Raw genomic sequence first — 13,143 nt, forward strand, 5'->3', positions numbered from 1 at the left:
TTCGGCGCTCGGCCTGCTACTCCCCGGTCCCCCGGTGACCATCCCCATGCCCATGACCGTGACCAGCATGACCATGCCCATCCCCAGCATGACCATGCTCAGCCTTCTCATGCTCGGCCTCCTCATGGTCATGCCTCACATGGTCGGCCTTCCGCAACTTCGCCAACCGGGAGTACATCTCGTCAATCACCTCGGTGAACCGCTTCTCCACCTCGCGCCGGCGCACCTTGAGGGTCGGCGTCAACAACCCGTTGTCCTGGGTGAAGTCGTCCCACAGCACCCGCAGGTCGCGGATCTGCTCCTGGTGGGGCAGCTTGGCGGTGAGGTCGGCGACCCGGCGTCGCAGCTCCTCGACCAGCTCCGGACTGCGCATCGCATCCACCCCCGACAAGCTCAGGTGCAGCTTCTCGGCGAGCTCCTCGACGCGCGGCAAGGACGGCTTGACGAGCAGGGTGAGGCACGGCCGGTTGTCGCCGAGGATGACCGCCTGCTCGAACAAGGGGTCGGCCATCAACAGCCCCTCGATCGGCTGGGGGGAGATGTTCTTCCCGTTGAGGGTGACGATGATGTCCTTGAGCCGGTCGGTGATCACGAGGTACCCGTCCTCATCGACATGACCGACGTCGCCGGTGTGCAGCCAGCCGTCCTGGATCGTCTGCGCGGTGGCCTCGGGGGCATTCCAGTACCCCTTCATGATGTTGGGCCCCCGATACAGGATCTCTCCCTCCGCCCCCTCCTTGATCTCGCTTCCGACAAGGGGTTTCCCGGCAGTCCCGAACTTGTGGGCGCCCGGCGAGTTGAAGCTCACCAGGGGTGACGCCTCGGTCAGCCCGTACCCCTGGCACACCAGCAGCCCGACCGAGGCGAAGAACTCCTCGACCTCCTGGCGCAGCGGTGCACCGCCTGCGGCCAGCACCGTCTTGGGTCCGCCGACCGCCGCCCGGACGGCCCTGAGGACCAGCGCGTCGGCCACCTTGTGGCGCAGCCTCAACCCCAGTTCCGGACGCCGTCCGTCCTCGGAGGCCTGCCACCAGCGTCTGCCGACGTCGATGGACCAGTTGAACAGCCGGGTCTTGACACGCGAGTCGGAGACCTTCTCATGGGCGACCGTCATCACCTGCTCGTACAGCTTGGGCACCGAGACGAACAGGGTCGGGCGCACCTCGACGAGCATCGAGGCGATGGTCTTGGGGTTGGTGACGAAGGTGTTGAGGCAGCCATGGGTGAGCAGCACCATCGACCACGCCCACTCCAAGGCGTGGGACAACGGCAGGAAGCACAGCGAGTGGTCGGAGGGCCGGATATCGAAAAAGGCGTCCAGAGTCCGCGCCTGGGCCATCGCGGCGCGATGGGTGATCATCACTCCCTTGGGAGCGCCGGTGGTTCCGGAGGTGTAGATGAGGGAGGCGACGTCGTCACCGGAGGAGGCGGACATCCGCTCCTCGACGCCGGTCTTCAGCTCAGCGGTGCGTTCGGGGGTGCGTTGCGGGGAGAGGACGTCGGCCAGGGCGACGACGCGAAGGCCGCCCCCGGCGGCGTCCTGGTTGTCGTGCGCGCCGCCCGGGACGCTGGGACCGGCGTCCTGGGAGTCGGCAGCAGGGGAGGTCCCGGCGACACCGCCCTCGGTGGCGGAGGAGGTCCCCGCGACACCGCCCTCGGTGGCGGAGGAGGTCCCCGCGACACCGCCCCCGGCGGCGTCCTCGCTCCCCGACCGACCGTCCTCGTCGGACTCCGGGGTGTCGATCACCACGACGGCCTTCAGCGAGGTGGTCCGGTCGTGGATCGAGACCACCAGGTCGCGCTCGGCGGGCCCGGCGACGCAGGCGATCCGCACTCCGGCGTCGGCGATGATGTGCACCACCTGTTCGCCGGTGCTGGTGGGGTAGATCGGCACCGGCACGGCGCCGACCGTCATCACCGCAAGGTCGATCTCGATCCACTCGGGGCTGTTGTGGGAGAAGATCGCCACCCGGTCGCCGCGCGCGATCCCGTGCTCGACCAGGGCCAGGCTGATCGCCTCGACCCGACGTCCCATGTCGGCGTAGGTGCGAATCTGCCACTTCTCGCCGACCTTGACCCTCGACGCCGGCCGGTAGGCGTAGCGGGAGACGGTGTTGCGGAACATGTGGGCCAGATGGACCTCGGCAGGGTCCTCCCCAGCCACCGGGGACCCGAGCAGCGCTGCGGCAGGATCAGCGTCGGTTCCGGGACGGGAGGAGATATCGGCAACGGGCATGGGGGCTCCTCGAAGATGATGCACCGATCATCGGGACTCATCCTGCGCCGGTGCTGTGCCCCCATCGTAGGAGGACGCCACCAGCGCCGGATCAGCGACTCACAGCCTCTCCCGCAACCACGCGATGTCGGCGGCCTGGTCCTGCGCACCACCCGGGGTCTCGACGACCACCGGGGCCCCGGCCGCACGGATCACCCGGACCAGCTCATCGGGGTCGATCTGCCCCTGGCCGAGATTGGCATGCCGGTCGCGGCCCGACCCGGCCGGACCCTGGGAGTCGTTGGCGTGGACCAGATCGATCCGCCCGGTGACGGCATGGATGTCGTCGACCAGGGTGGTCATGTCCAGTCCGGCGGCGAAGGCGTGGCAGGTGTCCAGGCAGAAGCCGACACTCTCGAATCCCGACGCCGTCCGGATCGCCTCCCAGGTGCCGCGGATCCGCTCCAGCTGGCGGGCCATCGCGTGCTTGCCGCCGGCGGTGTCCTCGATCAGCAGCGGGACGGGCATCTCCAACCCGTCGACCGCCTTGCGCCAGTTGTCCTGGCCCTTCTCGATCGGCTCGCCCTCGCGGACGTGGCCGCCGTGCACCACCACCCCGATGGCCCCCATCTCCGCGGCGATGGTGAGGGTCTGCTGGAGCAGCTTGCGCGAGGGGATCCGGATCCGGTTGTTGAGGGAGGCCACATTGATGACATAGGCGGAATGGACGACGACGGAGATCCCCGCCTCGCCGGCGGCCTCGCGCAGCCCGGCCGCACCGCCCGGATGCTGGACCACCGGTTTCCGCCACGACTGCGGGTCACCCAGCATCACCTGCGCCAGGGTGGCTCCGCGCTCGCGGGTCTGGGCCACCAGCTCGGCCTCGTCAACGCTTCCGCCTATCGTCCACTCAGTCACCACTCGACCCTATCCGCCGGTCGTCCCAGAACCCTCCCGGACGCCGGTCCGGTCACTCCCACAGGACGCCGAGACAGCCATCGCAGCACGAGAGGTCGTAGATTAAAGCCCATGTCATCCTGCTTGGTCACCGGTGGTACGTCTGGCATCGGTCGGGAGTTCGTCACGCAGCTCGCCGCCAGGGGGGACGACGTCATCATCGCTGCTCGCGACGTCGACCGGATGGCGGCCATCAAGGCGGAGATCGAACCCCGGTACGGCGTCTCGGTTGAGACCATCCGCGCCGACCTGGCGGTGCGCGCCGATGTCGACGTCGTCGCCGCCCGGCTCGAGGACCGGGAGCGACCGGTGGACCTGCTGGTCAACAATGCCGGTTTCGGGCTGCACGCCAAGATCCTGGATCCCGAGACCCTCCCCCTCCAGGAGAAGGCCTTCGACGTGATGTGCCGGGCCGTCCTGATCCTCTCGGCGGCCGCCGGCCGGGCGATGCGGGACCGCGGGCACGGCGGGATCATCAATGTCGCCTCCTCCAGCGCCTGGATCAACACCGGCAACTACTCGGCCATCAAGGCCTGGGTGCTCACCTTCACCGAGGGTCTGGCCAATGAGCTCCACGGATCCGGGGTGAAGGTGGAGGCGCTGTGCCCCGGCTGGGTGCACACCGAGTTCCACTCCCGGGCCCATGTCACCGCCACGAACCTCCCCGAGGTGGTCTGGGTGGACGCCGAGACCCTGGTCCGCGAGTCCCTGTCGGACCTGGCCAAGGGGAAGGTCGTCTCGGTGCCCACCGCCCGCTGGAAGGCCGCGATCGCGGTCGCCGGGGTCGTCCCCCGATCGACGATGCGGTGGCTGTCGCGCAACCTCACCTCCAGCCGGGACAAGACCGACTTCCCGTCCCCCCACCCGGACGGCTCGCCGGACCGCGGCCCCTCCGGTGAGGCCGGTGAGCGCTGAGTATGCCCATCAAGCCCAAGGTCAAGGATCGCGGACGCTACACCAGCGACATCAACGCGGTGGCCCGTCAGGCCGCCAACATGCTTCTGCTCAAGCCGCTGGTCTGGCGGGTGACGAAGGTCACCGTCCACGGTCTGGAGAATCTCGGCGGGCTGGACGGCGCCTATGTCATCACCGCCAACCACTCCTCCCACCTGGACACCCCGCTGATCTTCGGGTCGCTGCCCAAGCGGCTGAGCCGGTACCTGTCCACCGGCGCGGCGGCCGACTACTTCTTCACGAACTGGTGGCGGGCCTTCACCCCGGTGCTGTTCTTCAACGCCTTCCCGGTCGACCGCGGCAAGGGACGCACCCGCTCCGGCAGCGCCCCGCACACCCACCGCGGACTCGCCGGATCCCTGCTGACCGACGGCATCCCGCTGCTGATCTTCGCCGAGGGCACCCGGTCGCGCACCGGCGGGATGGGCACCTTCAAGCCCGGCGCCGCGGCCCTGGCGATCTCCCGAGGGGTGCCGGTGATCCCGGTCGCCCTGGTCGGGGCCTTCTCGGCGATGCCCTCGGACCTCCAGGGACTGCCGAAGGGACGCCCCCCGGTGCACGTCGTCTACGGACATCCGATGCAGCCGGCCCCCGGCGAGATCGCCCACGAGTTCTCCGAGCGGATCCGCCGGCAGATCATCACCCTCCACGACCAGACGGCGCGCGCCTACGGGATGCCGACCCAGGCCGACTACGCACGGACGCTGGCTCTGGGCAAGGCGGCGGACAAGGCCGAGAAAGCGGAGAAGGCGTCGACCGAGAAGGGCGACGAGAGACCGCCCGAATCTCCCTCGGCCGGGTGACATGGCGCCCCCACTCGGCCATCGCGGCTCCCACCGACCCCGCCTGCGCAGGGTCCCCGGGCAGACCGTGCTGGCCGTCTGGCGGCGAGTGAGCATCGACGACCTGGACTCCTGGATCGACGAGGCCACCGAACTGATGCGGACCCTGGCCCCGGTCGCCGCGGCCCAGTTCGTCATCTACCACGACGGCCTGTCGACCGGCCACGACGGCACCGTCGAGGTCTGCCAGCCGATCGACCCCGACTCCCCCGGACCCGCCGACCTGCCCGACGGCGTCGTCCGCCGGTTCGAGTCCGGGCGCGTGGAGGCCTACATCACCCTCACCAAGGCCGAGCTCGCCTACCCCGAGGTCGACGAGTTCTACCAGCATCTGGACGACGCCTGCACCGCCCGCGGATGGCGTCGCACCGGTCCGCCGCGGGAGCTCTACTGGGCCGACTGGGACGCCACCGCGATGGACGAGCCGGTCTGCGACGTCTGCTTCGGGATCGAGGAGCCCGGCATCGACCGGGCCGATCTGCCCTGAACCCGCCCGCGCAGCGCCCGGGTCGCTCCTGAACCCGCCCGCGCAGCGCCCGGGTCGCTCCTGAACCCGCCCGCGCAGCGCCCGGGTCGCTGCGAACCCGCATGGTCCAGGGCCCCGTCGAGCCCCGACCGTCGGCTGCTGACCTCCTGTTCCCGGTCGCACCGGCTCCTCCCCGTTAAGGTGTGAGTGTGATTCAGGTACGCCAGATCTCTCCTGCCCAGCACCTCGCCTTCCTCCACGACTGGGCCGCCCCGGGCTCGACAGCCGAGGAGACGGTGAGTTTCCTCCAGACCCCGGCATGGGCCAAGGTCAAGCAGGAGTGGCGCTCCGAGTCGATCGGCATCGTCCGCGACGGCGGCCCCGGCGGCCCGGAGCTGCTCGGCGTCGGACTGGTGCTCTACCGCCAGGTCCCGAAGCTCAAGCGCTACCTCGCCTACCTTCCCGAGGGCCCGGTGCTGGACTGGACCAGCCCCGACCTGCCCGAGATCCTCGACGCCCTGCGCGCCCACGCCAAGCGGCGTCACGCCTTCGCGCTGCGGATCGGCCCGACCCTGCCGCACCGGATCTGGCGCAAGGACACCATCAAGGACGCCATCGCCGACGAGTCGATCACCGCCCTGTCCCAGGCTCCGGCCGATGTCACGAATCTGCACGCCACCCGGCTGGCCAACCAGCTGCGCCACCTGGGATGGCGTCCCCCCAAGGCCGCCGAGGGATTCGCGGCCGGCCAGCCGAAGTTCAACTTCCAGCTGCCCCTGGTGACCTGGACCGGCGGGGTCCGCACCCGGCTGAGCGAGGACGAGGTGCTCGCCGGAATGAACCAGCTGTGGCGGCGCAACATCCGCAAGGCCGACAAGAAGGGGGTCGAGGTGAGCCGGGGCGGCCGCGAGGACCTGGCCGCCTTCCACAAGGTGTACGTGGAGACCGCCGGGCGCGACGGCTTCACCCCCCGGCCGCTGGACTACTTCCAGACCATGTGGGACGCCCTCAACGGCGAGGACCCCGACCGGATGCACCTCTACCTGGCCCACCACGAGGGCGACCTGGTGGCGTCGACCACCTGGGTCCATGTCGGGCGGCACACCTGGTACTCCTACGGGGCCTCGACCAGCGCCAAGCGCGATGTGCGCGGCTCCAACGCCATCCAGTGGCAGATGATCCGCGACTCGATGGCGGTCGACGCCGACGTCTACGACCTGCGCGGGATCACCGAGGGGCTGGAGGCCGACGACCCGGAACTGGGTCTCATCAAGTTCAAGGTGGGATCGGGGGGCGAGGCGGTCTCCTACATCGGCGAGTGGGACCTGGTCATCGATCCGCTGCTCTACAAGGCCTTCGACTGGTACATGACCAGGAGGTCGCGATGAGTCTGGTGCTCCACGTCGACGCGGCTGCCTGGCGGTCTCATCAGGATGCCGTGGTGGCGGCCCGGGAGGGGATCGTACCGGTGGCCAAGGGCAACGGGTACGGGTTCGGACTGGGCCGACTGGGGGCCGAGGCGGCCCGGCTGGGATGCGATGTGCTGGCGGTGGGGACCGCCGAGGAGGTCGCAGCGGTGCGCGCCGGGATCCCCGGAGACTCCGAGTCCGGGGCCGGGTCCGGATTCTCCGGGGATGTCGTGGTGCTCACCCCATGGCGACCCGGGGATCCGGTGGCCGAGCAGCTGATCTCGGATCCCCATGTCATCACCACGCTGTCTCGGGTGGACGACGTCGCCGCGGTGGCCGCCGGCCATCCGGGAGCGCGGGTGATCCTGGAGGCGCTCACCTCGATGGCCCGATACGGGCTGGAGCCGGGGCAGTTCGCCGAGGCGGTGGCGGCCGCCGGGCCGCTGGAGATCGTCGGCTGGACGATCCATCTGCCGATGATCGGGGAGCACCTGGGCGAGGCGACCGATCTGGCCACCTCGGCCCTGGCGGCCCATCGGGCGCCGCTGTGGGTCTCGCACCTGTCGGCGGGAGATCTGGACCGGTTCCGGCGCACCTTCGACGTGCCGGTGCGCCCCCGGATCGGCACCGAGCTGTGGCTCGGCGCCCACGGTGCGATGCGCTACCTGGCCAGCGTCCAGGACGTCCACGAGGTGACCGCCGGTCAGCGGGTGGGCTACTGGCAGCGACGGGCGGGACGTCGTCACCACCATCTGGCGGTGGTCTCCGGAGGCACCGCCAATGGTGTGGCGATGCAGGCGCCGACCGCCGCGGCCACTCTGCGCCAGGTGGTCCAGACCCTGGCGAACGGGGCGATGGAGGCGGGGCGGCTGGCGCTGTCGCCGTACTCGGCCGGCGGGCACAAGCTGTTCTTCGCCGAGCCGCCGCACATGCAGGCCAGTCTGCTGTGGGCGCCCCCCTCGGTGCATGTGGGCGATGAGCTGGAGGTCACCATGAGGGCCACCACCGCGACCCCGGATCAGTTGATCCTGGACTGAATTCGGGCGGTTCCTGGGCCGATCCCGGGGTCGGAGCGGCCCGGTTCCCGACCTCGGACGGTTCGGTTCCGGGGTCGGCGCGGTCCGGAACGCGGTCGCTCCTGCGAGGTCCTCCGTCATCCCCCGACCGTCCTCCTTGCGTGTGCGGGCGTCCCCGGGGATCGGGCGCGGAATGCCGGGTGCGGCGTCCTCGTTGTCACTGACTGAGAGATTCAGTCGGAAACAGCGATCTGAGGAGTGTCGATGAGCAGTCCTGAACATGTTGTGGTGATCGGTGGGGGTCTGGCCGGGGCCAAGACCGTCGAGGCCCTGCGCGACCAGGGGTTCGAGGGCGCGGTCACCCTGATCGCCGCCGAGTCCGACCTGCCGTACGAGAGGCCGCCGCTGTCCAAGGGCTTCCTTGCCGGGTCGGCCCCCTTCGAGGAGGCCGTCGTCCACCCACAGGAGTGGTACACCGAGCACTCGATCCACATGCGCCGCGGGGAGCGGGTCACCGCGATCGACCCGGGCGCCCACCAGGTCAGCGTCGATGACGGTTCGACGATCGGCTACGACAAACTCGTGCTGGCCACCGGTTCGGTGCCCCGCACGGCATCCCTTCCGGGGGCCGCGGCGCACGGCGTCCACCAGTTGCGGACCCGGACCGATGCCGAGCAGATCCGCGCCGAGTTCGGCAAGGGTCGCCGGCTGGTGATCATCGGTGGCGGGTGGATCGGCCTGGAGGTCGCCGCCACCGCCCGTGGCGCCGAGACCGCGGTGTCGGTCATCGAGCCCTCAGAGCTGCCGCTGGCCCGGGCGATCGGCCCGAAGGTCGCCGCGGTCTACGCCGAGGTGCACCGTGCCCACGGCGTCGACCTGCGGACCTCGACCACCGCTGCCGAGATCCTCACCGAGGACGGCCGGGCGACCGGTGTGAAGCTGACCGACGGCGAGGTGATCGACGCCGACGCCGTGGTGATCGGGATCGGAGCGGTCCCGGTGGTCGACCTGGCCGAGAGCGCCGGACTGGCCGTTGACGACGGCGTCCTGGTGGATGCCGGGCTGCGCAGCAGCGATCCGGACATCTACGCGGTCGGCGACATCGCCAACCAGCAACACCCCCGCCTCGGACGCCGGGTGCGGGTGGAGCACTGGGCGGCCGCCCTCAACCAGCCGGCAGTCGCGGTGACCAATCTGCTGGGCGGTTCGGCCGAGTACGACGAGCTGCCCTACTTCTTCAGCGACCAGTACGACCTGGGCATGGAGTTCTACGGCGACATCTCCACCGCGGCGCGGGTGGTGATCCGAGGAGATCTGGAGGCCCGCGAGTTCGTGGCCTTCTGGCTGGACTCCGACAAGCACATCACCGCCGTGATGAACGTCAACGTGTGGGATGTCATCGACGCCGTCAAGCCCCTCATCCTCGCCGGGAGGGTGGTGGATCCGGCGAAGGTGGCCGACCCGGATGTCGACTACGCCTCGCTGTGAGCCATGAGCCGGATGTCGTGAGCCGGGGGCCCGTCGGGCCTGAGGCCGGGGTGGGAGCCGGGCCCGACGCCGGAGTGGAAGCCGGGCCTGAGGCCGGGGTAGGAGCCGGAGGTCCGGCAGATCGGCGTCCGGAGGCGGTCGCCGCGACCCTGGCCCGGTTGCGCCGGTCGACGTTCCGGTCCCGGTTCCACCTGTCGGCGTCCGACCGCGACTACGCCCGGGCCAAGGGACGACAGACGATCGTTGATCATGCCCGTGACCTGCTGAGGGGCCGGATCGGGGCCGCCGCACCGCACAATGACGGGCGCCAGACCCCGATGCGCGGTCATCCGGTGTTCATCGCACAGCACGCCACCGCCACCTGCTGCCGCGGCTGCGTGGCCAAGTGGCACGGCATCGCGGCAGGCCATCAGCTGACCGACGTCGAGCTGGACCGGCTGGTGGAGATCGTGATGGCCTGGATCGACACCGAACTGACCGCCCACCCGGCCTCCCCCACCCCGGACCATCCCACCTCCGACTGACCCCCCTCACCTTCTCTGCCCGCCCTCTCCCCCGCCTCCTTCCCCCGCGTTGATCCAGTTACTCGGCGTTGATCCAGTTACAAGAGGATCAACGCCGAGTAACTGGATCAACGCGGATTGGGGTGGGGTCTGGAAGGCAACTGGCATGGGATAAGGCAGGCGGAGACGGCAGGACAGAGACCAAGACGGTGCCGGCCATCAGGAGTGGGCCGACACAGGAACCCCAGACGACCAGAGTCCAGAGAACCAGAAGAACGGTGACCGGTCACCAGTCGAACACTGACCACGACATCGCCGATGATTGAAAGACTAGAAGAATGAGTGGAATTGCTGACCTTCCCCGTCCCGACCAGATCACCGGACCATGGCTGCGCGCCGCAGCCGGGGCCGGACTGCTCGGTGATGATCAACAGGTCCGCCCCACCATCTTCACCGAGATGACGGCGATGGCCAATGCCACCGGAGCCATCAACCTCGGCCAGGGCTTCCCTGACGACCCGGGTCCCCAGCAGGTTCTCGACGCCGCCCGCCAGGCGATCTCCGACGGCCTCAACCAGTACCCCCCGCTGTCCGGGATTCCCGCCCTGCGAACCGCCATCGCCGCCCATCAGCAGCGCTTCTACGGGCTTGACGTCGACCCCGACACCGAGGTCCAGGTCACCATGGGCGCCACCGAGGCGATGGCCGCCACCCTCCTGGCGCTGGTGGAACCCGGCGACGAGGTCATCACGATCGACCCCTTCTACGACGCCTACGCCGCCATCATCGGCCTGACCGGAGGGGTCCAGAAGTACGCACCGCTGACCCTCGATCAGGACGCCGACGGCCGGCCCACCGGATTCAGTCTCGACCTGGACGCCCTGCGCGCCGCGTTCACCGACCGGACCAGGGCGATCATCGTCAACACCCCGCACAACCCGACCGGTGCGATGCTCAACCGCGACGAGCTGACGGCGATCCTGGACGCCGCCCGGGCGCACGGCGCCTACGTCATCACCGATGAGGTCTACGAGCATCTGGCCTTCTCCGGGGCGCATCTGCCGATGGCCACCCTGCCCGGTGCCCGGGCAACGGTCATCACCATCTCCTCGGCCGGCAAGACCTTCTCGGTCACCGGCTGGAAGATCGGCTGGATCACCGCCACCCCGGAGCTCATCACCGCGATCGCCGCGGTCAAGCAGTACCTCACCTTCGCCGGTGGTGGCCCCTTCCAGGCCGGGGTCGCGGCCGGACTCGGGCTGCCCGACGACGTCCTGGACGCCCACCGCGCATCCCTGCGGGTCCGCCGGGACCTGCTGAGCGAGGGGCTCCGCGCCGCCGGGTTCGACGTCGTCGAGGCGGCCGCCGGCTACTTCACGGTGGCCGATGCAGCGCCGCTGGGCTATCAGGACGGCGCCGCGCTGTGCCGCGAGATGCCGGGCCGGATCGGTGTGGCCGCCGTGCCGGTCTCCGCCTTCACCGCGGCCGGGGGGCAGAACGCCACCCGGATGGCCTCGCTGGTGCGGTTCGCCCACTGCAAGTCGACCGCCAGCATCATCGAGGCCGCCGACCGTCTCCAGAAGCTCCACTGAGCGCTCCCCCACCACGCAGCCTTCCCACACCACACAGCCCTCCCCACCCCTCGCATCCAGCCGCACATCCAGTCGTCCCAGACTTCGAGACACCCGCCCACCGAGCGGACCTGGCGACCGGGCATTCCCACAGGAGATCCGAATGACCACAGTTCGCACGGAGACGGCCGCCGTGACCACCGAGGCGATGCGCGCGGCGCTGCCCGACCTGGAGCTCGACGACTCCCCCGCGACCCTGGAGGCCCACCGCACCGACCGGTCGTCGATGCCGGGCTCCGATCATCCCCTGGTGGTGGCCCGACCCGACTCCGCCGAACAGGTCTCGGCCCTGTTGAGCTACGCCAACGGGCACCGGATCCCCGTCGTGCCGCAGGGCACCCTCACCGGGGTGGCCGGCGCCGCGTCGGCCAGCGATGGGGCGATCCTGCTCGACCTGACCCGGATGAACCGGATCCTGCGGGTCAGCCGCGAGGACATGATCGCGGTCGCCCAGCCCGGGGTGATCGTCTCGGACCTGGCGGAGGCGGCCGCCGCCGAAGGGCTGTTCTACGCCCCCGCCCCGGCGTCCGCCCAGATCGCCACCCTCGGCGGAACGGTGGCCACCAACGCCGGAGGGATGCGCTGCATCAAGTACGGGGTGACCCGCGAGTCGGTGCGCTCGCTGGAGGTCGTGCTGGCCGACGGCACGATCATGAGCACCCGTCCACGAACCGTCAAGACGGTCGGCGGGCTGGACCTCACCGGCCTGATCGTCGGCTCGGAGGGGACCCTCGCAGTGGTCACCGAGGTCACCGTGAGACTGCTGGCCGCACCCGGGCCCGAGCGCGGCGTCCTCGGCCTGTTCCCCACCCTCACCGAGGGGCTGACCGCCACCAACCGGATCGCCTCGGGCGCCCGCACCCCCTCCCGGCTGGAGTTCATGGACGGGCTGTGCCTGCAGGCCCTGCGCAACCATCTCCCGGACGCCGACATCCCGGCCGGGGCGAATGCCTGGGTGCTGGCAGTGACCGACGCCCACGACGGCGCCGAGGAGGACCTGGCGAGCTACGAGACGACGTTGCTCCGGGCCGGGGCGAGTTCGGTCCACCGGGCCGCGACCGCCGAGGAGCTGGAGGAGGTGCTGTCGGTCAGGCGTCGGCTCCAGCCCAGCGCCAAGTCACTGCGCGGCGGGTCGGTGGAGGGAGACATCGGGGTGCCCCGCAGCACCCTGGTGGACTTCGCGGCGAGGATGCCCGGCCTCAGTGAACGGTTCGGCGTCACGATCGCGCTGGGGGGCCACGCCGGGGACGGCAATCTGCACCCCATCGTCGCCTTCGACCCGAGCGATCCCGGCGCCCACGCCCGGGCCGAGGAGGCCCTCAGGACGCTGAGCCGGCTCGCCCAGGAGATGGGCGGGACGATGTCGGGGGAGCACGGTGTCGGGCTGGAGAAGCTGCCCTTCCTGGACACCGAGATGGCCCCGGAGGCCCTGAACCTTCAGCGCCGGATCAAGCAGCTCTTCGACCCGAACGGCATCCTCAACCCCGGGAAGAAGTTCTGAGCCCGGGGTCGCGCACCTTGCCGTAGTGTCCGCGACAGCGGACGAAAAACCGACCACGCACGCTCAGGACACCGGACGGTTCTCGTGTGCGTGGAGCGCGCGGATCTCATCGAGTTCCCGGCGGATCTTCGACGTGTTGTACGCGATCAGGATCTGGCTGC

At 70.1% G+C, this 13,143-nt stretch carries 10 protein-coding genes and 1 pseudogene; 9 read left to right on the forward strand and 2 right to left on the reverse strand.

Annotated features, from left to right (window positions below; translation table 11 throughout):
• Positions 1-145: 145 nt before the first annotated feature.
• Together FEZ32_RS04150 and FEZ32_RS04155 are read right to left on the reverse strand one after the other, a co-directional pair.
• Positions 146-2,236, reverse strand: a pseudogene (locus tag FEZ32_RS04150) (AMP-dependent synthetase/ligase); the annotation flags it as partial.
• Positions 2,237-2,335: 99 nt separating this feature from the next.
• On the reverse strand, positions 2,336-3,133 hold the full coding sequence (locus FEZ32_RS04155; RefSeq protein ID WP_028703653.1) for a deoxyribonuclease IV: 798 nt from the start codon (positions 3,131-3,133) through the stop codon (positions 2,336-2,338).
• A 111-nt stretch (positions 3,134-3,244) separates the two neighbouring features.
• Here FEZ32_RS04155 and FEZ32_RS04160 point away from each other — a divergent pair, with 111 nt between their 5' ends.
• The 9 genes from FEZ32_RS04160 (at position 3,245) to FEZ32_RS04200 (ending at position 12,982) form a co-directional block, all read left to right on the forward strand.
• On the forward strand, positions 3,245-4,087 hold the full coding sequence (locus FEZ32_RS04160; RefSeq protein ID WP_138680008.1) for an SDR family NAD(P)-dependent oxidoreductase: 843 nt from the start codon (positions 3,245-3,247) through the stop codon (positions 4,085-4,087).
• 2 nt (positions 4,088-4,089) lie between these two features.
• A complete protein-coding gene (locus FEZ32_RS04165; protein ID WP_036982176.1) occupies positions 4,090-4,929 on the forward strand; it encodes a lysophospholipid acyltransferase family protein in 840 nt (279 codons plus the stop codon).
• Position 4,930: 1 nt separating this feature from the next.
• The gene (locus tag FEZ32_RS04170) at positions 4,931-5,455 is read left to right on the forward strand and encodes a GyrI-like domain-containing protein (RefSeq protein WP_244937902.1); all 525 of its coding nucleotides are present in this window, start codon (positions 4,931-4,933) and stop codon (positions 5,453-5,455) included.
• A gap of 188 nt (positions 5,456-5,643) precedes the next feature.
• A complete protein-coding gene (locus FEZ32_RS04175) occupies positions 5,644-6,822 on the forward strand; it encodes a lipid II:glycine glycyltransferase FemX (protein ID WP_338028427.1) in 1,179 nt (392 codons plus the stop codon).
• Positions 6,819-7,880 (forward strand): alanine racemase, encoded by a 1,062-nt coding sequence (locus tag FEZ32_RS04180; RefSeq protein WP_138680010.1) that lies wholly within the window; start codon positions 6,819-6,821, stop codon positions 7,878-7,880. The genes FEZ32_RS04175 and FEZ32_RS04180 overlap by 4 nt, the downstream gene beginning before the upstream one ends.
• Positions 7,881-8,123: 243 nt before the next feature.
• Positions 8,124-9,347 (forward strand): NAD(P)/FAD-dependent oxidoreductase, encoded by a 1,224-nt coding sequence (locus FEZ32_RS04185; RefSeq protein ID WP_138680011.1) that lies wholly within the window; start codon positions 8,124-8,126, stop codon positions 9,345-9,347.
• Positions 9,348-9,364: 17 nt separating this feature from the next.
• Positions 9,365-9,871 carry a DUF4186 domain-containing protein gene (locus FEZ32_RS04190; protein ID WP_217496621.1) on the forward strand — a complete coding sequence of 169 codons (507 nt, stop codon included), beginning with the start codon at positions 9,365-9,367 and terminating at the stop codon, positions 9,869-9,871.
• Positions 9,872-10,188: 317 nt separating this feature from the next.
• On the forward strand, positions 10,189-11,442 hold the full coding sequence (locus FEZ32_RS04195; RefSeq protein WP_138680012.1) for an aminotransferase class I/II-fold pyridoxal phosphate-dependent enzyme: 1,254 nt from the start codon (positions 10,189-10,191) through the stop codon (positions 11,440-11,442).
• A 142-nt stretch (positions 11,443-11,584) separates the two neighbouring features.
• A complete protein-coding gene (locus FEZ32_RS04200; protein WP_138680013.1) occupies positions 11,585-12,982 on the forward strand; it encodes an FAD-binding oxidoreductase in 1,398 nt (465 codons plus the stop codon).
• Positions 12,983-13,143: the final 161 nt, after the last annotated feature.

The organism is Acidipropionibacterium jensenii (genome assembly GCF_005890135.1).
Taxonomy (GTDB): domain Bacteria; phylum Actinomycetota; class Actinomycetes; order Propionibacteriales; family Propionibacteriaceae; genus Acidipropionibacterium; species Acidipropionibacterium jensenii.

Coding starts and splice junctions, on each gene's coding strand:
- FEZ32_RS04160 (WP_138680008.1), top strand. CDS start 3,245: ATGTCATCCTGCTTGGTCACCGGTGGTACGTCTGGCATCGGTCGGGAG.
- FEZ32_RS04165 (WP_036982176.1), top strand. CDS start 4,090: ATGCCCATCAAGCCCAAGGTCAAGGATCGCGGACGCTACACCAGCGAC.
- FEZ32_RS04170 (WP_244937902.1), top strand. CDS start 4,931: ATGGCGCCCCCACTCGGCCATCGCGGCTCCCACCGACCCCGCCTGCGC.
- FEZ32_RS04180 (WP_138680010.1), top strand. CDS start 6,819: ATGAGTCTGGTGCTCCACGTCGACGCGGCTGCCTGGCGGTCTCATCAG.
- FEZ32_RS04185 (WP_138680011.1), top strand. CDS start 8,124: ATGAGCAGTCCTGAACATGTTGTGGTGATCGGTGGGGGTCTGGCCGGG.
- FEZ32_RS04195 (WP_138680012.1), top strand. CDS start 10,189: ATGAGTGGAATTGCTGACCTTCCCCGTCCCGACCAGATCACCGGACCA.
- FEZ32_RS04200 (WP_138680013.1), top strand. CDS start 11,585: ATGACCACAGTTCGCACGGAGACGGCCGCCGTGACCACCGAGGCGATG.